Raw genomic sequence first — 21,427 nt, 5'->3', positions numbered from 1 at the left:
CCCCATCCGACAGGTTGAAGAACCACACGGAGGGTGAGGAACCACGCGGCGAGGAGAGTCTCAACCTCGATGCGGTTTCTCAACCTCACCCACCGCTGCCGGACGCCGTCGTGGAAGGGCCCTCGCCGGACGTCGCGCTCGCCGACGAGGCCTCGCCGCTGCCCGGCGCGCACCGCGGCGGGTTCCGCCGGCTGCCGACCGCTCCCGTGCCGGTGACGGTGCAGTCGGCTCCCGTCGAGCCGGGCACCGAGGAGGAGACGCCGTCTGCCCAGTGGCTCGCTTCGGGCGAGCCGGCGATGCACCGCGGGCTCGCCGGCTGGGCGCTCGCGTTCGCGATCGTGGGGCTGGTGGTCTCACTGTTCGTCGGGTGGGGCTTCCCGATCGGGCTCGTGGCCGTGATCTCGGCGATCCTCGCGCTGCGGCGGCCCCTCGAGAGCCGTGCGATGGGCATCTGGGCGATCGCGATCGGCGTCGTCTCGATCCTCTACAGCGCGGGGTGGCTCCTCTACGCGGCCACGCGCGCGAACCTCCTCGGCTGAGCTCCTGCGCGCCCGGCGCCGGACTCAGACCCGGTCGGCGAGGATCGCGGTGCGGCGCGAGCCGATACGGGTCATGAACAGCGTCGCCGACTCGGCCCCGCTCAGCTTCAGGCGGGTCCGCAGTGCCGCGGGGTCGACATCCACCCCTCGCTTCTTGATCTCGAGGCGACCGATGCCACGCTCGCGCAGCGCCTTCGACAGGTCCTTCACATCGGCGGGGAGCACCTCGCGCACGCGGAACGACGACACGAACGGCGAGGTCAGCGGGGCATCCGATGTGAGATAGGCGATGTGCTCGTCGAGCATTCCTGCCTCGAGCGAGCGGGCGACGTCGCCGATGAGGCGTGCGCGGATGACAGCGCCGTCGGGCTCGTGCAGATAGGCGGCGAGGTCGCGGGCCGGCTCGTCTTCGGCATCCGCCCCCGCCGTCAGCTCGTGCGCCGTCTCGCCGCGTATCACCAGGGCCGCCCGGCGCACGCCGCCGCGGGCGAGCGCGCCCGACCACAGCACCAGTTCCACCGTCGAGCCGTCGGCGCTCACCCACTGCGCCTCGACATCGTCGGGAATGAGGTCGCGATCCAGGCCCGGGCCGAGCTTCACGCCGACCGGCATCCGTCGCGCCAGGTCGAACACCCAGTCCAGCGAGGGCGACCAGTCCTCGGGGCGGGTGCGCTTCGTCTCGGTGTGGCCGGCGGTGCGGCGCGCGGGATCGAGCCACACGGCATCGACGGAGGACAGATCGGATGCCTCGGCCGTGTCGTGCCGCACCTCGACGTCTTCGCCGAACGGGGCCAGGTTGTACGCGGCGATCGCGGCGGTCACCTCGTCGGCGTCGACCGCCTGCACGCGCAACCCGAGCGCGGCGAGTCCGAGCGCATCGCCGCCGATGCCGCAGCCGAGGTCGGCCACCCGCTCGAACCCCGCGTCGCGGAACCGTGCCGCGTGACGCGCCGCGAGCGACAGCCGCGTCGACTGCTCGAGGCCCGCACGGGTGAACAGCATCCGCTCGGCGAAATCCCCGAACTTCGCACGACCGCGCACGCGCAGCCGGGCCTGACCGACGACCGCGGAGACGAGGTCGGGCGAGTGGCCGTTCTTTCTCAGGCGTGACACGGCTCGTGCGACGTCGTCGGCCGACTCGATGGGCGGCGTGGCGTCGAGAAGGCGAAGCCCCTCGGGCGTGAGAAGGGCGGTGAGCTCGGACAGATCCACTCGCCGAGCCTACGTGTCCATCCCGGAGACCGCCCGGCCGAAACCCCCTGCAAACCCCTAACCCTCCCGGCGAGGCTCCGGGGGGATCCCCGATGTTGCGCACCACCCCCCGGTCGCACACTGATGGAGCAGCCGCACCGGCACTCAGACAGAAGGACAGGGACATGCCTGACATCGAAATCGAAGACAACATCGTCGGAAGCGTCGTCGACTCCGGCAACGTCGAGGACAACGCCGTCGGCGTCGTCGGCAACGACGACAACAACATCGGCAACACGGTCGTCGAGGACAACAACGTCGAGGTGGGCAACACCGACGTGAACGTCGAAGACAACAACGTGGGCAGCGTCGTCGACTCCGGCAACACCGACATCGAGGACTCGGGCAACACCGACGTCAACGTCGAGGACAACAACGTCGGCAGCGTCGTGGGCAACGATGACAACAACATCGACAGCGTCGTGGGCAACGACGGCAACGTCGTGGGCAACGATGACAACAACATCGGCAACGTCGTGGGCAACGAGGACAACGGCAACACGGACTCGTACAACGACACCGATGTCGACATCGAAGACAACGGCAACACCGACTCGTACAACGACACCGACGTGGACATCGAGGACTCGGGCAACGAGACCGACATCGACGTCGAGGACTCGGGCAACGAGGACTCCTACAACGAGACCGACATCGACACCGACATCGATGTCGAAGACGTGGGCAACGAGGACTCGTACAACGAGACCGACGTGGACGTCGACATCACGGACTCGTTCAACGAGACCACGCTGAACGACGACTCGGTCACGGTCGGCGTGCGCCAGTACAACACGGGCATCGGCGGGGACCTGAACCTCGGTGGCATGATGGGCGGCGGCGCCGCTGCTGCGGCTGCTGCCGGCTCGTTGCACCTCGAGCTCGACAACCGCGCAACGGTCGTCGACCAGTCGGTCAGCCAGTCCATCGCCGCCGGCGACGACGTCAACCAGTTCTTCGGCCAGGAAGCCGTCGTCAACTCGGGTGACAACGGCGCCGCAGCGGGTGACGACGCCACGGTCGACAACTCGACCACCACCACCACGGTGGGCGATGTCAGCATCGGCAACGAGTGGATCACCACGACGATCAATGACTCGTTCCAGGACAACTCCACCAACGAGTGGAACGAGTTCGAGGTCGAGATCGACGACTCGTTCAACGACTACTCGGACGAGACCAACGTCGACGTCGAGATCGAGGACTCCTTCAACGACTACGAGGTGACCAACGTCGAGAACGAGGTCGAGTGGGAGAACAGCGGCAACTTCTTCAGCCCTGGCGGAGATGTTGCGGGCGACGACCTCGTCGACTTCTGATCTCACTCTCTGAAGCCTTGCCCGGCCGTCTCCCGAGACGGCCGGGCAAGACCATTGTCCGCAGCGATCATGCGGCCGACAGCAAACCAATCCGCCCCCGCCCGCTCGCCGAACCGATGGCGTAGCGTGAGGCGGGGGATCGCGTCGAGGGGGAGTATCGGTGACTGAGGGTACCGCCGTCCAGAAGAGCGGAGCGGATGCCGACGCGCCGGCGGCATCGCCGGTGCTGCCGGCCGCGAGCAAGGCGCTCGTCTCGATGGTCGACAACGTCGGTTCGCTGGCGAAGACGACGGGGCGCGACGACCTCGCCCAGCGACTGGAGCACACCCACGCCCGTCTGCGCGATCCCCACGTGCGGGTCATCGTCGTCGGCGAGTTCAAGAAGGGCAAGAGCAAGCTCATCAACGCTCTCGTCAACGCCCCGGTCTGCCCGGTGGACGACGACGTCGCGACGAGCGTTCCGACCTCGGTGGGCTACGCCGAGACGCCCGACGCCTGGGTGACCATCCAGGTCGCCGAGGACGGCGAACCCCGGCGCCAGCAGATCGCGATCGAGGAGCTCTCCCAGTTCGTCTCGGAGAGCGGCAACCCCAGCAACGAGCGCAAGGTCATGTCGGCCGAGGTGGTCCTGCCGCGCGAACTTCTCAAGGGCGGGCTCCGCCTCGTCGACTCGCCCGGCGTCGGGGGACTGGACTCCACGAACGCACTGGCGACGCTGGCGGCTCTGTCGTCGGCCCACGCGGTGCTGCTCGTGTCGGACGCGTCGCAGGAGTACACCGAACCCGAGGTGCAGTTCCTCAAGCACGCCATGCGCGTCTCGCCGAACGTCGCTGCCGTCCTCGCGAAGACCGACCTGTACCCCGAATGGCGCGAGATCGAACGACTCGACCGCACGCACCTGGGCGACATCGGCGACGTGCCGATCTTCTCCGTGTCGAGCGACCTGCGGCTCATCGCCGCCGAGGAGCGCGACCGCGATCTGAACTCGGAATCCGGGTTCCCCGCTCTCGTATCGCACCTGCGTCAGGAGGTGCTCGGCCGCGCCGAGATCATCCAGGCGCGCAGCGCCGTCCACGACCTCGTGTCTGTCGTCGATCAGCTGAAGATGTCGCTGACCTCCGAGCTCGAGGCGATCCTGCACCCCGAGGACACCCCGAAGCTCATCGCCCAGCTGGAGTACGCCAAGGCGCGCGCCGACGAGTTCCGCGGGCGTTCGTCCAAATGGCAGGTGCAGCTCAACGACGGCGTCGCCGATCTCATCTCCGACATGGAGCACGACCTGCGCGACCGCCTGCGCAAGGTGCAGCGTGAGGCCGAGAACGCCATCGACGAGGGCGACCCCGGACCGATCTGGGAGCAGCTCACGGAGTGGCTCGACCAGCGCATCTCGGCCGCGGTGTCGGAGACCTTCGTGTGGACGGACGAGCGGTCGCGCTGGCTCTCGGAGGAGGTGGCCGAGCTGTTCATCGAGGGCGAAGGCGACCTGCCGGTCATCCACGTCGGCGACACCGAAGGCGTCCTGGATGCCGTGGAGGACATCGCCGCTCTCGATCACCGCCAGATGGGTGCCGGTGAGAAGCTCTACATCGGCGTGCGCGGGTCGTACGGCGGCGTGCTGATGGTGGGGCTGGCGACCGGCCTGGTCGGTCTCTCGCTCATCAACCCGCTGTCGCTGCTGGCGGGTGTGCTCGTGGGCCGCAGGGCCTATCGTGAGGACATGAGCTCGCGACTCTCCCGCCGGCGCTTCGAGGCGAAGAACCTCGTGCGCCGTCATATCGACGAAGTGCAGTTCCAGGTCGGCAAGCAGCTGAAGGACCGGCTGCGGATCGTGCAGCGCGCCGCGCGCGACCACTTCGGCAGCATCGCCGACGAGCTGCACCGCTCGCTGTCGGACTCGGTGCTCGCGGCCAAGCAGGCGGCGGGCTCGTACGCCGGCGAACGCGACCAGCGGGTGCGTGAGCTGCAGCAGCAGGTGCAGCAGCTCGAAGCCCTCAAGTCGAAGATTCCCACGCTTCCCCCTCTGCGTGCCGTGGAGGCAGCGAAGCGGTGAGGCTGTCGACTCAGGAGGATGCCGGCGCGCTCATCCGCTCCGCATCGGAGCTCTACGTCGACGACCCGGTCGCCATGGAGGTGCTGTCCGACCTCGACCGGCGCCTGCGTGAGCCGCTGCGCCTGGCGCTGGCCGGCATGGTGAAGGCGGGAAAGTCGACACTGCTCAACGCGATGCTCGGCGAGCAGCTCGCCCCGACGGACGCCGGCGAATGCACGCGCGTCGTCACGTGGTACCGGTACTCGGCCACTCCGACCGTGACCATGCATCCCCACGAGGGACCACCGCGACGGATGCCGATCCGCCGCGATGACGGACACCTCGTGCTCGATCTGGGCGAGGTCGCCGCCGAGGACGTCGCGTGGATCGATGTCGGGTGGCCGTCCACCGGCCTGCGCTCGATGATCCTCATCGACACGCCCGGTATCGCGTCGCTGTCACGGGACGTGTCGGCGCGCTCGACGGACTTCCTCACCCCCGACACCGAGCCGTCGTCGGCGGACGCGATCATCTACCTCATGCGGCACATGCACGCGTCGGATCTCAAGTTCCTGGAATCCTTCCGCGACACCGCCGCCGGGGCATCCCAGACCGTCAACGCCGTGGCCGTGCTGTCGCGGGCTGACGAGATCGGCTCGGGGCGCATCGACTCGATGCTCTCGGCCGGCAAGGTCGCCCGGCGCTACGAGAAGGACGGCGATCTGTCATCGCTGTCGCTCGGCGTCGTGCCGGTGGCGGGGCTGCTGGCCGAGAGCGCGCGCACGCTGCGCGAGGACGAGTTCGCCGCGTTCTGCGAGCTGGCCGAACTCGACAGAGCCAGCCGAGAGAAGCTCATGGTCTCGGCCGACCGGTTCACGCGGCCGTCCGACCTCACCACGCTTCCCATCGACGTGCGACGCGCCCTCCTCGGACGTTTCGGCATCTTCGGGGTCCGCCTGGCCAGCGCCCTCATCCGCGGCGGCGCGCGTGACTCCACACAGCTGTCGGAGCAGCTCGTGCAGCAGAGCGGCCTGAACGAGCTGCAGCAGTTCATCCGTGAGCAGTTCCGCACGCGCGCGGGTGCGCTCAAGGTTCGCGGGGTGCTCGATGCTCTCGAGGTGCTCCTTCGCGAGCGGCCGCTCGCCGGCACGGACGACATTCGCGGTGGCATCGAGCGCATCTATGCCAGCGCGCACACGCTGCGGGAGCTGTCGCTGCTCTCGCGTGCTCGCGCAGCAGGTCTGCCGCTCGGCAAGACCGACGCGCGCACCGCGGAGCGGATCATCGGCGGAGACGGAACGTCAGCGACGGCGCGCCTGGGGCTCGACGAGACGGCGACCCCTGCGGAGCAGCGCCAGCGTCTCGACGAACTGCTGGTCCACTGGCGGACGCTGAGCCAGTCGCCGCTCGCGGAGCGGGCGACCGTCGAGGCCGCTCGTGTGGTCATTCGCAGCCTCGACGAGATCGCCTCAGAACTCGGATCCGCCGTCCTCACCGGCGCGGCGGATGTCGTGCCGGCGGGCCGTCCACTGCAGGGCGCCGCGGAAGGTGCTGAACAGCAGGGCGATGAGCGCGAGTCCCCACTGCGCGAGGAACACCTGCCGGACCAGGGGCCCGTTGTCGCCCACCGCGATGATCTCCAGTGACAACAGGAACAGCAGGATCTGCGCGGCCACGGTCGCGAGCTGCCACCACCTGACGTTGGGCTTGCGGTTCGAGAACGAGACCAGCAGCACGATCTGCCACAGCAGCAATCCCACGGCGAGGCCGAACACACTCCAGAAGATGATGTCGGCGGCGGCCGTGTACGTCTCGTCGCTGCGGCCCTCCGACACGGTGCGCACCGCATCGGCGATCAGCGGCACCTGGTCCTCGCGGATCACGAAGAGGTAGACGACCGCGATCCCACCCGCCAGCAGGCTCATCACCCACAGGAACTGGCTCACCCGGACGGTGAACGGCGGTGGGACCTTGGTGAGGACCGGCGCCGCATTCGGGCTTGTGGTGGGCGGTCGCTCGGGTGCCTCGCGCCGGGGCGGAGGAGTGCCGCGTCCGCGCTGAGGCGACTCCCGTGGCGCTTGCTGGGCCGGATGCACTTCCGACGCCGGGACCCTGGCCACCGGCACCCGGCCGATCGGCTGCGCGCCCGGCGGGGGCGTCGAAGGCGGCACCGGGACGCGCGCGACCGCGCGCTCCGGCGGTGGATCCTCGAAGGTCGGAGGAGGCGGTTTGCGACGACCGCCCGCGCGCCCCGGCTGAGCCAGGGTGCGCGGGCGGTCGTCGTCGTTCCGTGCGGTCACGTCTCGTCCTAGAGCCCGTCGTCCTCGGCCTCGATGTAGATGTCGTCCACCACAACGGCATCGTCGGACTCGTAGTTGCCCTCGTTCGATGCCTCAACCTCGGTCGCGACCTCGGTGACAGTGGCTTCGTTGAAGGAGTCGTCCACCTCGACATCGACTGCGACATCCGTCGACTCGTCGTTGAACGACTCTTCAGCGTCCACCTCGACATCCGTCTCGGTGTTCGTCGATCCGTCGTTGAACGAACCGTCGATGTTGGTCGTGGTGTCCTCGTTGCCGATCGCCACATCACCCACGGTCGTGTCGGTGTCGGAGTTGTCGACATCGGCATCCTCGCCGGCGGCTGCGCCGTTGTCGCCGCTGTTGACCACGGCTTCCTGGTCGAAGATCTGGTTGACGTCGCCGTCCGCCCAGATGTTCTGGTTGACCGACTGGTCGACGATCGTCGCCCGGTTGTCGATCGCGAAGCTGTTTGTGATGTTGAAGATCTCCTTCTCGACCGACGGGGGTCCGGGAGGGCCCGGGGGAACCGGGGGCTTGGGGTGCACGTCGGGGCGGTCGACGATGACGGGCGCAACGGCGCGCACATCCTCGACGCAGGCGTCACTCAGCCCCACGCGCGACAGCGTGCCCTGCGGATCCTCCTCGAACTCCTCGGCTGCAGACGGGTCGTTCAGCAGACTGAGGATGAACTCGATCAGTGCGTCGGCAATCGTTGCCAGCGGTGTGGTCATGACTCGGCTCCTGTCACTTCAAGACTCATTCCTGAGATTAGGTGTTTCTCACAATCAGCGAATCGGGGGTTTCCCCGAATCGGTGGGGGCTCTTTAGGGGGTTCGTGCGGGGGCACCGTCACGATGCCTGCTCGGGTGCACCCGAATGCGCCAGCGCGACGCGCAGCTTGGCGATCAGGTCCGACCGGGAGGTGGCGCCGAGGCGCCGCCGGATGCTGGCGATGTGGTGCTCTGCGGTGCGCGGCGAGATGAAGATCGTCTCGCCGATCTCGGCGTACGTCTTGCCTTGGACGACCAAGCGGGCGACATCCGTCTCGCGCTCGCTCAGACCCGCGACCGACACGGTCCGGATCGGTCCGGTGCTCTCGACGTCGGGGTCGGCGGGACGGACGTTCTCGGGCGGGTGCAGTTCCCGCGCGCAGGCGAGCAGCCGTGCTGAGACCTTGCGGTCCGACGCGCGCCCTGCTCCCTGACCGGCCAGCCGCGCGGCATCCCACTGCAATCCGATGCCCGCGAGCGCGTGCGACGCCGACTCGATCTCGTCGACGTCCACCGAGCCGGCCAGCACCGACGTCCACAGGCGTCCCGCCTTGGCCATCGTGGCGGCGACGTGACTCGTGGGTGCGGCATCGACCAGGGCGCGTGCGTGCGGGCTCAGGGCGTCGGGATGGTCGCTGAGGATTCCCTCCTGGATGCCTGCCCACCGCAGGTGCGCGGACCAGAGCGCGGGCGAGCCGAGGCGGTTGACGATGCCGAGCGCGTTCGTCAGCAGCTGATCCGTCGTGGTCGAATCTCCGACGCGGGCGCCGGCGCTGACGAACTCGGCGAGCGGCAGCAGCGTATAGAGGTCGACGTCGGCGTCGAGCAGGCCGCCGCGGGCGCTGTCCCACGCCTGCGAGAGAGCGGTCGCGTCCTCGTAGCGCCGCGCCAGGCCGATGCGGATCGCCTGCACCAGCAGGTCGTCGCGCGGCGCGGCCTTCGGCGCCAGCGCGAGAGCGGACTCCAGCGCTTCGCGGGCCTGGGGTCCTCGTGCCTGCTGGAGGGCGATCCACGAGCGCCACAGCAGCAGACGCGACAGCACCCAGGGGGTGCCGGTGTGTCCTTCGACGGCGGAGTCGATCACCGAGCGGGCCGTGGAGAGGTCACCGCTGCTGATGGCGACGACCGCCGCGATGATCGCTGGGTGCTCCGGCATCGGGGTCGAGCTCTGCGACGACGTGTAGAGGTGCGATGCGCGCACCAGATCGGCCAGTGCCGACTCGGCGCGTCCCGGGGTCAGCGTCTCCAGCAGCCCACGCCGCAGCAGCCTCATCGCGACACCGAGGGTCGAGGGTGCCGCCATCGAGGCGCTATCGGGCTCTTCCGCAGCCGACCCCGCGTCGCCGACCCCGAAGCGGGCCACCATGGCGCGGACGGATGCCTCGGCACTGGTGGGCGCGAAGACGTCGTAGAAGCCGCACCCGGTCTCGAGCATCCCGCGCATCGACCAGGTCGCCGCCGCGGTGTCGGCGACGCGCGCCGACGTGGCGGGGGAACCATCCGCGGCGGCGATCGCCTGGTCGATCAGCTGGGCGGCCCCATCGATGTCACCGCACGCCCACGCGGCCTGCGCCCGCTTGGCCGCGAGGTCGGCCGCCGAGGTCGCCCCGGCCTGAGCGGCGGCCCCGTACAGCTGCTGCGCCCGTTGGGGGTCTGCCTCGAGGAGTTGGTCGCCGCGCTCGACGAGCGCGGTCGTCAACTGCGGGTGATGCACGCCGGCGAGAACCGCCGTGCCGGCGGTGGCGAACGGATCCACGCCGCCGGGAAAGCTCGAGAACAGGTCCACCAGACGACCGACGGGAAGCCCCGACCGCACCGAGGCCTGCACGATCGGCACCGGCCGACCGCCGCGGAGCAGAAGCCCCTCCGCGTAGCCCTGCGCGGCGATGCGCTCCGGGTCGTCGAGCAGCGTGGCGGGCAATGGCCCGTCATCGGAGGTGACGACGCAGATCGTCTCGATCATGCGGCGCACGTCGTCGTCGAGCACGTCGAGCCGGTGCGCCACGTTCTGCTCGAGCACGCGAGCCAGCGCCGCGTGCGCGTCGTCGGCCTCGCAGTCCCGCTCGTCATGGGCAGCCAGTGCGGCCGACACCAGCCACGAGACCCCGCCCGTCATCTGAAGGATGGCGTCCAGGCAGGCAGGCGGCAGAGTGCGCTCCTGCGCCGCGAGGTGGTCGAGCACGTCGGCGCGCGTGAGGTGGCCGAGCACGACGGCCGGGCGGCTGCGCTCGAGATGCCGTGCGATGGACGACAGCTCTTCCGTGAGCGGCCACGGCCGGCTGGTCACGACGAGCGCGGCCTCCGGGTCGGACGCGCGGGCGCCCAGGCCTTGGAGCTGGCCCGCCGGCACGAGGTGCAGGTCGTCGACCAGCAGGATGCTCGACGTGGGCACTGCGGTCACGTCCGTGTCGTTGCTCAGCACGGCCAGCGGCATCCCGTTCTCCGAGAGGAACCGCTGCGCGCTGCGGAGCACGGTCGTCTTGCCCGATCCTGCGTTCCCTGAGACGAGCACGCGAGGCGGCGCATCGCCGGCCGTGAGGGCGTCGATAAGGGGGCGCGCGTAGCGCGGGCCTGTGAAATCCGCAGCGTCGAAGAACGACGCCACCATTGATGTCGGCGTAGGCATGATGGATCGCCGGGGCGGATCAGGTGGGCGTGTTCGGGTCGGGAGTGGCCGCGGGTTGTGGTTCGGCGGGCGGCGGGTCGGCGGGCGGATCGGTGGTGCCGGGGTCGGTGGTGCCGGGGTCGGTGGTGCCGGGGTCGGTGGTGCCGGGGTCGGTGGTGCCGGGGTCGGTGGTGCCGGGGTCGGTGGTGCCGGGGTCGGTGGTGCCGGGGTCGGTGGTGCCGGGGTCGGTGGTGCCGGGGTCGGTGGTGCCGGGGTCGGTGGTGCCGGGGTCGGTGGTGCCGGGGTCGGTGGTGCCGGGGTCGGTGGTGCCGGGGTCGGTGGTGCCGGGGTCGGTGGTGCCGGGGTCGGTCGTGCCGGGGTCGGTGGTGCCAGGGTCGGTCGTGCCGGGGTCCGTCGTGTCGGTGGTCTCGGTGTTGGTCGAGGGTGTGCTGGTGCCAGCGTCCGCGGTGGGGCGCGGCGGCGTCTGCGCGCCCTTCGTCGGCTTCGGCGCCGGAGCGGCGTCCGCCTTGGGCTTCGTGACGGGCTTCTGACTGCGGCGCGGCGGTGTGCTGCGTGGCGTGGTCTGCTGCTGCTCGGGCGCGACGACCGGTGCGGTCACGGGCGCGGTGTCGGGCGCGGCATCCGGTTCCGTCTCCAACGTCTCGGCTTCGGGCGTGGGCGTCGGCGTGGACTCCGACGCCGACGGCGCGAAGAACGCGCTCAGTCCCGAGCCGGCGGTCATCGTGCTCCCGAACACGATGGCGGCGGCCACGACGATGGCTCCGCCCGAGATCGCCATGATGTGGCGGACGCTCGGCGCCGAGCGTCCGGCGATGGGGCCGATCGGCGCGGCGAGCACCGAGGCCGGCGCAGTGGGAATGAGGTCGAGCTCGCCCGCGGCGGCGGCATCGTCCCAGAGCGCGAGTTCGCTCGAGACGCCGAGGTCGCGATCCAGAGCGCGGACGAGTGCGGTACGGGCCGCCCCGAGCGCGATGGACGATTTGGGGTCGGCATCGATCGCGGTGGGGCGATCCAGTCGCTCCGACAGACGCTGCGTGACCAGCGGGATGCGGGACGATCCGCCGATGAGGAGGATCGACTCGAGATCCTGGGCGTCGACATCGGCCGCGTCGAGGGCGTCCTCGAGCGCGTCCACGGTCTGCTCGACCGATTCATCGATCATGTCCTCGAACTCCGCCCGCGTCAGTCGCACGCTGGAGCGACCGGCAGGGAGCAGCACGGGGATCACGACGTCGGAGTCGAACGAGAGCGCCTCCTTGGCATCGACGCACTCGCGACGCAGCTGCGAGAGCGCGATGCGGGCGTCGGGGGAGGCATCCTCCAGGGCTTCGGCCGGGACCTCCGCGGCGCGCAGGACGTGGCGGAGCACGTCGTCGTCGAAGTCGGCTCCTCCCAGATTGTCGAGTCCGACCGGTTCGCCGACCACCTCGAAGGATTCGCCGTGCTTGCGCAGGATGACCGAGTCGAACGTGCCGCCGCCGAGGTCGTAGACCGCCAGGGTCTCTCCGTCCTGGAGCGTGCGAGCGGCCTCGTAGTGACGGGCGGCCGCTTCGGGCTCGGTGATGAAGGTCACCTCGCCGACGCCGACGGCGTCCAGCGCGGCGCGGACCAGCCCCAGGCGGTGGGGGCCCCACATCGCCGGATGGGTCAGGGCGACGCCGTCCGGCGCTGCGCCCTCGCGCTCGGTGACCATCTCGATCACGGAGGCGACGGTGCGCGCGTACAGCTGCTCGGTGCGGATCGCCTGACCGCCGACCATGAGCGGCACTTCGTCGCCGATGCTGCGCTTGAACTCGCGGATCAGCCGTTCCGGCTGCGTGACCCCGCGCCGTTCGGCGGCGTCGCCGAACAAGAGGTCGCCGTCTTCGGCGACGAAGACGACGGTGGCCACGCTGTCGCTCTTGCGCCCGAGCGCGAACGATGTCGCGGTGATGCTTCCATCCGCGCTGAGCGTCGCTGTGGCCGCCCCCACGCGGCTCGTTCCCACGTCGACAGCAAGGAAATATGACACACCCATGAAGACTTGCCCCCAGCAATGTAGCGGCGAGCTCCCCCGATCTCGCACCGCGGCCGACCATTCCCAGTGGTAGAGGCACGCGACGTTGCGATGATACATCCGCATCCGGCGCGGGTATAGAGGTCAGCGCCGAAAGGTTGGATTCTCGTCGCGGAAGCGTCCCGACGTCATGGATTGGCACTCACGTTGCAGGAGTGCCAATCACTTGCCTACACTTGGCGTTAGCACTCTCACTGTGCGGGTGCTAACGAGTCTTCAGTCTCAAGGAAAGAAGAGGTAGACCGTGTCGGTTTCCATCAAGCCGCTCGAGGACCGCATCGTCATCAAGCAGGTCGAGGCCGAGCAGACCACCGCAAGTGGCCTCGTCATCCCCGACACTGCCAAGGAGAAGCCCCAGGAGGGTGAAGTCGTCGCCGTCGGCCCCGGCCGCATCGACGACAACGGCAACCGCGTCCCGCTCGACGTCGCCGTCGGCGACCGTGTGCTCTACAGCAAGTACGGCGGGACCGAGGTCAAGTTCGGCGCCGACGAGTTCCTGGTGCTCTCGGCTCGCGACGTCCTGGCGGTCGTCGTCCGCTGAGCCCCGGCGCACAGCGCAGCTTCGAGAGGGCCGGATGCCGTGGCATCCGGCCCTCTCGCATTCCCGGGCGCGGCGACCCGGGGTCGGCGGCGCTCATTAGGCTGAGGTGGTGAGCCGCGAACCCTCCGAGAACCCCACCGGAGGGGACACCGACGAACTGGCCGAGTCCGCGGCATCGACGGCCGGGGTGGCGTTGCCCCCGGCATCCGCCGATCTCTCTCGCGAACGCAGTCTCGGCGGCGTGTACGCGTTCTCGGCGTACTTCCTGTGGGGCTTCCTGCCGCTGTACTTCGTGCTGCTCGCGCCGACCGGACCGTTCGAGCTGGTGGCGTGGCGCATCGTGCTGTCGCTGGTGTTCTGCGCCCTGCTGCTGACCGTCACGCGCACGTGGGGGCGGCTCGCGGCGATCTTCCGGCAGCCGCGCGTGCTGGGACTGACGGTGATCGCCGGCCTGCTGATCTATGTGAACTGGCAGGTCTTCATGTTCGGGGCGCTCAACGAGAACGTCATCGAGACCAGCCTCGGGTACTTCATCAACCCCATCGCCACGGTGCTTCTGGCGGTGCTCGTGCTGCGCGAACGGCTGCGCGTCACGCAGTGGGTCGCGATCGGCATCGCCGCCGTCGCGGTCGTCGTGATCATCGTCGGGTACAGGTCGTTCCCGTGGATCGCGCTGACGCTGGCGGCGAGCTTCAGCCTGTACGGTCTGGTCAAGAAGCGTGTCGGACCATCGGTGGATGCCGTCAGCGGCCTGACCCTAGAGTCGCTGTGGCTCATGCCGATCGCCGCGATCATCCTTGTCGTCGTCGGCACGTCCACGGGCATCACGATGGGTGCCAGTGGCTGGGGTCACGCCGTTCTGCTGAGCCTGGCCGGCGTCATCACGGCGGTGCCGCTGCTGTTCTTCGCGGCCGGCGCGCGCCGCGTGTCGCTGACCGTGATCGGCCTGCTGCAGTTCGTGGCGCCGATCTTGCAGTTCATCATCGGCGCGTGGGTGCTCGGCGAGCCGATGCCGGTCGAGCGCTGGGTCGGCTTCGCGCTGGTGTGGGTCGCGCTGACCGTGCTCACGGTGGACTCGGTGCTCCACGCCCGGCGCATGCGGGTGGCCGCGGCATCCTGATCCCGCGAGCCCGGCGGCCGCGCGGCTTCGACGGTCGCGCTGCTTCGACGCTCGCGCCGTCCGGTCCTGCGGCTCCGCATGGCGGTTGGGGCGCGGGCTTTGCTCCGCGTGCGCGCTCCTAGCTCGGCGAGCGGGGGTCCTTGAGCGGCGTGCGCGCTCCTTGAGCGGCGTGGGCAGGCTCCTTGAGCTTGAGAAACCACGCGTAGGTTGAACCACCGCGTGAGCTGTGGTGTCTGAACCGACATGTGGTTTCTCAACCGACTTGTGGTTTCTCCCGCCGGGGCCCCGAGCCCCGCCGGGCGGATCACCTCGGGTCGTGCGTGGGCGCGGCGCGCGTGCGGCGTGGGCGCCCTCGGCGCGGCCCTTGAGCTTGAGAAACCACGCGTAGGTTGAAACACCGCGTGAGCCGCGGTGCCTCAACCTACATGCGGTTTCTCAACCGAGCCCGGGTATCAACCCGCCCGGAGGCCCAGCGGCTTCGACTCAGCGGACAAGACGGGCGATGGCCTGCGTGGCCTCGGTGATCTTCGCGTCGGCCTCGGCGCCGCCCAGGCGCGCGGCGTCGACCACGCAGTGGCGCAGGTGGTCGTCGAGCAGCCCGACGGCGACGGCCTCGAGGGCGGAGGTGAGGGCGCTGATCTGCGTCAGGATGTCGATGCAGTACTTCTCGTCCTCGACCATCTTGTGGATGCCGCGGGCCTGACCCTCGATCCGCTTCATGCGATTGAGGTACTTGTCCTTGTCGGTGATATACCCGTGGTGGCCGTGGTCCACCGCGGTCGCTGCATCGGTCATGCTTCGTCCTTCAGGTTCATTGTGAATCAGGTTCATTATGTAGCTGGGCCATTGTGGGAGCGGAAGCGGCGCAGTCGCAGGCTGTTGCCCACAACGAAGACGCTCGAGAGCGCCATCGCCGCGCCGGCGATCATGGGGCTGAGCAGTCCCAGCGCGGCGAGAGGGATCGCCGCCACGTTATACGCGAACGCCCAGAACAGGTTGACGCGGATCGTGCGGAACGTCGTGCGCGACAGGCGGATCGCGTCGGCGGCGCTGCGCAGGTCGCCGCGGACGAGGGTGATGTCGGACGCCTCGATCGCGGCATCCGTTCCCGTCCCCATCGCCAGGCCCAGGTCGGCCTGCGCGAGGGCGGCGGCGTCGTTCACGCCGTCGCCGACCATGGCCACGACGCGGCCCTCCGCCTGCAGCGCGGTGATCACGGCGACCTTGTCTTGCGGCAGCACCTCGGCGGTGACCCGCTCGATGTCCACTTCGTCGGCGATCGCGCGGGCAGCCGCAGCGTTGTCGCCCGTGAGCAGCACAGGCTCGAGTCCGAGGGCGCGCAGCTGGGTGACGGCCTGACGGCTGGTCGGCTTGACCTGGTCGGCGACCACGAGCAGCCCGCGGACCTCGCCGTCCCACGCGACGAGCACCGCGGTGCGGCCGGATGCCTCGGCTCGTGCCTTCGCGTCGGCCAGCGACGACGGCAGGGTCAGCGCCCAGTCCGCGAGGAGCGCCTCGCGCCCGACGAGCACCGCGTGCCCCTCGACGACGCCCGACACGCCCTTGCCGGGCACGTTCTGGAACGACTCCACGTCGGGGAGCGGCCCGGTCTCGGTGGCGGCCGCCCGTGCGATCGCCTGCGCGATCGGGTGCTCGGACGCGTGCTCGAGGGCCCCGGCGACACGGAGGAGCTCGGTGCGACCCGGGGCTGCGGCATCCGGAATCTGCGCCACCTCCGCCCGGCGGAGATCTGCTGCCTCCCCGGCGTCCGCCCGGCGGAGGTTGGCGCCGGCGGCGGCGGATTCGGAGCCGATGCTCCGCCCGGCGACGATTTCTCCGCCCGGCGCGGCGTCGTGGCCGGATGCCAGGACGACCTCGACCAGCGCCATGCGGCCGGTCGTCACGGTGCCGGTCTTGTCGAGCACGACGGTGTCGACGGCGCGCGTCGACTCGAGCACCTCGGGACCCTTGATCAGGATGCCGAGCTGGGCTCCGCGCCCAGTGCCGACGAGCAGGGCCGTCGGAGTGGCCAGGCCGAGTGCGCACGGGCAGGCGATGATGAGCACAGCGACCGCCGCGGTGAAGGCGAGAGGAGCGGATGCCCCCGCCAGCAGCCACGCGGCGAGCGTGCCGAGTGCGATGACCAGCACGATGGGCACGAAGATGCCCGAGATGCGGTCGGCCAGGCGCTGAACCTTGGCCTTGCCGGACTGCGCCTCTTCGACGAGCCGCGCCATCTGCGCCAGCTGCGTGTCGTCGCCGACGCGGGTCGCGCGCACCACCAGCCGGCCTCCGGCGTTGACGGTCGCTCCCACGACCGCGTCGCCGGGCGCGACCTCGACGGGCACCGACTCTCCGGTGATCATCGAGGCGTCGACGGCAGAGGTTCCCGAGACCACGACGCCGTCGGTGGCGATCTTCTCGCCCGGGCGCACCACGAACTCCTCGCCCACGCGCAGGTCGGTGATGGCCACGCGGGTCTCGGCGACCCCGCCGCCGGGCGCGGGGCGCAGCACGGCGACGTCCTTCGCGCCGATCTCGAGCAGCGCCCGCAGCGCGGCCCCTGCCCGGCGCTTCGCGCGCACCTCGAAGTAGCGGCCGGCCAGCACGAAGGTCGTCACGCCCGCGGCGACCTCGAGGTAGATGGCTCCGGCTCCGTCACCCGGCTGCGCGGTGCCGCCGAGCAGCACCGGCCATTCGTAGCCGTGCGTCATGCCCGGCATCCCGGCCGTTCCGAGGAAGAGCGCGTACAGCGACCACAGGAACGCCGCCGACACGCCGAGGGAGATGAGGGTGTCCATGGTGGCGGCGCCGTGGCGCAGGTTCACCCAGGCAGCCCGGTGGAACGGCCAGGCGCCCCACACCACGACCGGCGCGGCGAGGGCCAGCGAGGCCCACTGCCAGTACGTGAACTGCAGCGCGGGGATCATCGCGAGCAGGATCACCGGCACCGACAGCACGATCGAGCCGATGAGCCGCTGACGCAGCCCGGTCAGCTCGGAGTCATGCGCGGCCGCGGGCTCTGCTTCTGCCGCGGGCGGCTGGGGGAGCGCCGCCGTGTAGCCGGTCTTGACGACCTCGTCGATGAGCGTCTGCGGGTCGAAGCCCTCCGGCGCGTTGACGACCGCCTTCTCGGTGGCGTAGTTGACGGATGCCTCGACCCCGTCCAGCCGGTTCAGGCGCTTCTCGATCCGTGCGGCGCACGAGGCGCACGTCATGCCGCCGATCTCGAGTTCGACCCGGGCGGCCGGGGCCGAGGGCACCATCAGGCGCGCACCGCGCTGTAGCCGGCCTCGTCGACGGCCGCGAGGACGGCGTCGTCGGCGACCTCACCCGAGGCGACGATGGTGAGGGAACCGGATGCTGCGCTCACGCGCACGTCCTGGACGCCCGCGATCTTCGACACCTCGCCGCGCACCGACGCTTCGCAGTGCCCGCAGGTCATGCCCGTCACGGTGTACTCGAACTCAGCCATTGGTGGACTCCTTCTTCCGGATTCTGGATACCCCTTGGGGGTACAACACCGTCGAGTTTATACCCACGAGGGGTATGCGACGCCCGCGCACACGAATTCGCCCCGAAATCCCCGGTCCCGCGGCGTTACAAACCGTTAACGAAGAGCAACACACGGCGGTGCCTGCCGCGGTTAGGTTTAGGACATTGAGGTCGGTTCCCGAGCCGATCCGCGTACACACCACAGCAAGGAGCAACATGAGCGTCTTCACCCGCTCGCGCAAGACCACCGTCCTCGGCGGTCTTGCGCTCGTCGGCGCCAGCGCCCTCGTCCTCGCCGGCTGTGCCGGTGGGGGCACCGGTGGCACCGAAGAGCCGACCGAGAATGCCGGTCCGACCGAGGAGCTGAGCCTCACGCTCGGCACCGCCCTGCCGCAGACCGGTAACCTCGCGTTCCTCGGACCGCCCGAGGAAGCCGGCGTCGCCTACGCCATGGCGCAGATCAACGAGGTCACCGCCGACACCGGACTCGACGTCGATGTCGTGTTCGGCGACTCCGGCGACACCGACAACAAGGCGTACGAGGCCGAGATCCCGCGTCTGCTGGGTGAGGGCGTCTCCGCCATCATCGGCGCCGCGTCCTCGGGCGTCTCGCTGCAGTTCATCGACCAGGTCACCGGCGCGGGAGTCATCCAGTTCTCGCCGGCCAACACCTCGGACGCGTTCACCACGTACGACGACAACGGGCTGTACTTCCGCACCGCGCCGTCGGACGTGCTGCAGGGCGAGGTGCTCGGCAACCTGATCGCCGAAGACGGCCACCAGACGCTCGGCATGATCGTGCTGAACGACTCGTACGGCACCGGTCTGGCCAAGTACGTCACCGAGGCCTTCGAGGCCGCCGGTGGCGAGGTCGTCGCTCAGCCCACCTACAACACGGGTGACACGAGCTTCGACGCGCAGATCTCGGAGGTCCTCGCGGCCGACCCCGACGCGATCGCACTGATCACGTTCGAAGAGGTCAAGACGATCCTCCCGAGCCTGTTCGGCCAGTACCCCGCCGAGAACCTGTACTTCGTCGACGGCAACCTGGCCAACTTCGGAGAAGAGTTCCCCGCGGGCTCGCTGACCGGCGCGAAGGGCACGTTCCCGGGTCTGTCGCTGGATGCCATCACGGACTTCACCGACGCGCTCGACGAGTTCGTCGAGGCCGAGGGCATGGACCCGCTGACGGAGTACACCTACGCGGCCGAGTCGTACGACGCGACCATCCTCCTCGCCCTGGCTGCGCTCGCCGCGGGCTCGACCGACTCGGCTGCCATGGCCGAGAAGCTGATCGAGGTCTCGGGCGGCTCCGGTGACGGTGAGAAGTGCGAGTCGTACGCCGACTGCGCCGCGATCATCGTGGGCGGCGGCACCGCCGACTACGACGGCGTGTCGGGTCCGATCACGTTCGACGAGGTCGGCGACCCGACCGAGGCGTCGATCGGCATCTACCAGTTCGGCGAGGACAACACGTACGGTCCGTACGAGGGCTGATCCTCTCTGACGCGACGGCCCCGGGTCCTTGGACCCGGGGCCGTTTCGCGTGCCTGGCCGGGGCATCATTCCCAACACCTCCTGCGGGGGAGGGGCGCCGCCACACAGAGTAAGCGGGGGCCGGATGCCGTGGCATCCGGCCCCCGCTTCGTGCGAGGTCGCCGGATCTAGCTGCCGAGCGTGCCGAGGTACAGCTCGGTGACCTTGGGGTCGTTCAGCAGCTCGCGTCCGGTACCCGTGTAGGCGTCGCGCCCCTGGTCCAGAACGTAGCCGCGGTCGCAGATCTGCAGGCAGCGACGCGCGTTCTGCTCGACCATGATGCAGGTCACTCCGGCCTTGTTGATCTCGGAGACGCGGATGAACGCCTCGTCCTGCCGGACCGGCGAGAGGCCGGCCGACGGCTCGTCGAGCAGCAGCACCTTGGGGTCCATCATGAGCGCACGGCTCATGGCGACCATCTGCCGCTCACCGCCCGACAGCGAGCCGGCGCGCTGCTTGAGGCGCTTGCCCAGCTCGGAGAAGATGCCGGTGACGAACTCGAGCCGCTCCTTGTAGATGCCGGGCCGCTGATACAGCCCCATCTGCAGGTTCTCCTCGATCGTGAGGCTGGGGAACACGTTGTTGTTCTGCGGGATGAAGCCCACGCCGCGGGCGACGAGCTTGTTCGCCCGAAGGCCTGTGATGTCTTCGCCCTCGAGCGAGATCGAGCCGCTGCGGATGTTCACCTGGCCGAAGATCGCCTTGAGGAGCGTCGACTTGCCGGCGCCGTTCGGGCCGATGATGCCGATGAGCTCACCCTGCTCGGCGACGAGGCTGCAGCCGTTGAGGATGTTCACGCCCGGCAGATAACCGGCGTGCACCTCGTCGATGACGACGACGGGCGTTCCCGTCGCGGTGGGAGCGGTCATGTGCGGTCCTCCTGTTCCTCTTCGGCGACGCCCTCATCGACGAGGACCGTGGCGGATGCCGCGGCGGAGGCCGCAGCATCCGTCGTCGGGTCGGCCTCGATGACGTCGATGCGCCCGGTCACGACGCCGAGGTCGAGATCCTGGTGGGCCCCGAGGTACGCGTCGATGACGGCGGGGTCCTTCATGACCGTCGCCGGGTCGCCCTCGGCGACGATGCGGCCCTCGGCCATCACGATCACCCAGTCCGCGATGTGGCGCACCATGTGCATGTCGTGCTCGACGAACAGGACGGTCATGCCCTCGTCCTTGAGGTCGAGGATCTTGTCGAGGAGCGACTGGGTCAGCGCCGGGTTGACGCCGGCCATCGGCTCGTCGAGCATCACGAGGGTCGGATCGGTCATGAGCGACCGGGCCATCTCGAGGAGCTTGCGCTGGCCGCCCGACAGGCTGGCGGCGAAGTCGTCGGCCTTGGCGTCGAGCTTGAACTTCTGCAGCAGGACCATCGCGCGGTCCTCGATCTCGGCATCCTGCGAGCGCCAGAGCGCCGGGATCATGCCCGCCCAGAACTTCTCGCCGCGCTGATTCTGCGCGCCGAGCTTCATGTTCTCCATGACGGTGAGCAGGCCCAGCGCCTTGGTCAGCTGGAAGGTGCGCACCAGGCCGCGGCGCGCCACCTTGTAGGCGGGAACGCCCGAGAGCGACTTGCCCTCGAACGACCACGTGCCCTGATCGGGCTGGTCGAACCCGGTCAGCAGGTTGAACAGCGTGGTCTTGCCGGCGCCGTTCGGGCCGATGAGGGCGGTGATCGCGCCACGCGGGATCTCGACGTGCTCGACGTCGACGGCGGTCACGCCACCGAAGGTGCGGCGGACGCCGTCGGCGACGATGATCGGGTCGACCTTCGCGACACCGGGCACCGCCTCGCCCACGTGCAGGCCGGTCGTCTTGGCGCGGGCCACGGGTGCCGACCCGG

Annotated in this window: 16 protein-coding genes; 7 read left to right on the top strand and 9 right to left on the bottom strand. The window is 69.6% G+C overall.

Translation table 11 applies throughout. The features are described 5' to 3' along the window. Positions 1–110: 110 nt before the first annotated feature. Entirely contained in the window at positions 111–539 is a 429-nt protein-coding gene (locus HF576_RS10455; protein WP_240948805.1) for a hypothetical protein, read from the top strand. A gap of 24 nt (positions 540–563) precedes the next feature. Here HF576_RS10455 and HF576_RS10450 read toward each other — a convergent pair whose 3' ends face one another. Then, the gene (locus HF576_RS10450; protein WP_168912719.1) at positions 564–1,751 is read right to left on the bottom strand and encodes a THUMP-like domain-containing protein; all 1,188 of its coding nucleotides are present in this window, start codon (positions 1,749–1,751) and stop codon (positions 564–566) included. A 164-nt stretch (positions 1,752–1,915) separates the two neighbouring features. Here HF576_RS10450 and HF576_RS10445 point away from each other — a divergent pair, with 164 nt between their 5' ends. From HF576_RS10445 to HF576_RS10435, 3 genes are all read left to right on the top strand, one after another. Continuing rightward, the gene (locus HF576_RS10445) at positions 1,916–3,109 is read left to right on the top strand and encodes an autotransporter outer membrane beta-barrel domain-containing protein (protein ID WP_168912718.1); all 1,194 of its coding nucleotides are present in this window, start codon (positions 1,916–1,918) and stop codon (positions 3,107–3,109) included. 160 nt (positions 3,110–3,269) lie between these two features. Next, a complete protein-coding gene (locus HF576_RS10440) occupies positions 3,270–5,159 on the top strand; it encodes a dynamin family protein (protein WP_343234230.1) in 1,890 nt (629 codons plus the stop codon). After that, positions 5,156–6,784 (top strand): dynamin family protein, encoded by a 1,629-nt coding sequence (locus HF576_RS10435; protein WP_168912717.1) that lies wholly within the window; start codon positions 5,156–5,158, stop codon positions 6,782–6,784. The genes HF576_RS10440 and HF576_RS10435 overlap by 4 nt, the downstream gene beginning before the upstream one ends. A 662-nt stretch (positions 6,785–7,446) precedes the next feature. Here HF576_RS10435 and HF576_RS10430 read toward each other — a convergent pair. The 3 genes from HF576_RS10430 to HF576_RS20120 form a co-directional block, all read right to left on the bottom strand. Next, positions 7,447–8,172, bottom strand: a complete 726-nt coding sequence (locus HF576_RS10430; RefSeq protein ID WP_168912716.1) for an IniB N-terminal domain-containing protein — start codon at positions 8,170–8,172, stop codon at positions 7,447–7,449. 118 nt (positions 8,173–8,290) lie between these two features. After that, complete coding sequence (locus HF576_RS10425) at positions 8,291–10,837, bottom strand: helix-turn-helix transcriptional regulator (RefSeq protein ID WP_168912715.1); 2,547 nt, start codon at positions 10,835–10,837, stop codon at positions 8,291–8,293. Between the two features lie 19 nt (positions 10,838–10,856). Further along, the gene (locus tag HF576_RS20120; RefSeq protein ID WP_205835084.1) at positions 10,857–12,848 is read right to left on the bottom strand and encodes an Hsp70 family protein; all 1,992 of its coding nucleotides are present in this window, start codon (positions 12,846–12,848) and stop codon (positions 10,857–10,859) included. A gap of 289 nt (positions 12,849–13,137) precedes the next feature. Here HF576_RS20120 and groES point away from each other — a divergent pair, with 289 nt between their 5' ends. Beyond that, positions 13,138–13,434, top strand: coding sequence for a co-chaperone GroES (gene groES, locus HF576_RS10415; protein WP_017203655.1), 297 nt, complete (start codon positions 13,138–13,140; stop codon positions 13,432–13,434). Positions 13,435–13,627: 193 nt separating this feature from the next. After that, positions 13,628–14,554, top strand: a complete 927-nt coding sequence (gene rarD / locus HF576_RS10410; RefSeq protein WP_168912796.1) for an EamA family transporter RarD — start codon at positions 13,628–13,630, stop codon at positions 14,552–14,554. A gap of 483 nt (positions 14,555–15,037) precedes the next feature. On the opposite strand, the gene HF576_RS10405 is transcribed toward rarD, so the two are convergent. Genes HF576_RS10405 through HF576_RS10395 form a run of 3 tightly spaced genes read right to left on the bottom strand, consistent with a single transcriptional unit; the run spans position 15,038 to position 18,029 of the window. Then, positions 15,038–15,349: a metal-sensitive transcriptional regulator gene (locus HF576_RS10405; RefSeq protein ID WP_168912714.1), complete on the bottom strand. Its 312-nt coding sequence runs from the start codon at positions 15,347–15,349 to the stop codon at positions 15,038–15,040. 35 nt (positions 15,350–15,384) lie between these two features. Then, the gene (locus HF576_RS10400) at positions 15,385–17,820 is read right to left on the bottom strand and encodes a heavy metal translocating P-type ATPase (RefSeq protein WP_168912713.1); all 2,436 of its coding nucleotides are present in this window, start codon (positions 17,818–17,820) and stop codon (positions 15,385–15,387) included. Beyond that, positions 17,820–18,029, bottom strand: a complete 210-nt coding sequence (locus tag HF576_RS10395; protein WP_168912712.1) for a heavy-metal-associated domain-containing protein — start codon at positions 18,027–18,029, stop codon at positions 17,820–17,822. The genes HF576_RS10400 and HF576_RS10395 overlap by 1 nt, the downstream gene beginning before the upstream one ends. 236 nt (positions 18,030–18,265) lie before the next feature. Here HF576_RS10395 and HF576_RS10390 point away from each other — a divergent pair, with 236 nt between their 5' ends. Next, positions 18,266–19,546 carry an ABC transporter substrate-binding protein gene (locus tag HF576_RS10390; protein WP_168912711.1) on the top strand — a complete coding sequence of 427 codons (1,281 nt, stop codon included), beginning with the start codon at positions 18,266–18,268 and terminating at the stop codon, positions 19,544–19,546. A 167-nt stretch (positions 19,547–19,713) separates the two neighbouring features. Here HF576_RS10390 and HF576_RS10385 read toward each other — a convergent pair whose 3' ends face one another. Together HF576_RS10385 and HF576_RS10380 are read right to left on the bottom strand one after the other, a co-directional pair. Further along, positions 19,714–20,454, bottom strand: a complete 741-nt coding sequence (locus HF576_RS10385) for an ABC transporter ATP-binding protein (RefSeq protein ID WP_168912710.1) — start codon at positions 20,452–20,454, stop codon at positions 19,714–19,716. Further along, entirely contained in the window at positions 20,451–21,413 is a 963-nt protein-coding gene (locus HF576_RS10380; RefSeq protein WP_168912795.1) for an ATP-binding cassette domain-containing protein, read from the bottom strand. Before HF576_RS10380 ends, HF576_RS10385 begins: the two co-directional genes overlap by 4 nt. Positions 21,414–21,427: the final 14 nt, after the last annotated feature.

Origin of the sequence: Microbacterium salsuginis (assembly GCF_012524205.1) — a bacterium.
GTDB lineage: Bacteria > Actinomycetota > Actinomycetes > Actinomycetales > Microbacteriaceae > Microbacterium > Microbacterium salsuginis.
This window is presented reverse-complemented; position numbering and strand designations above follow the sequence as displayed.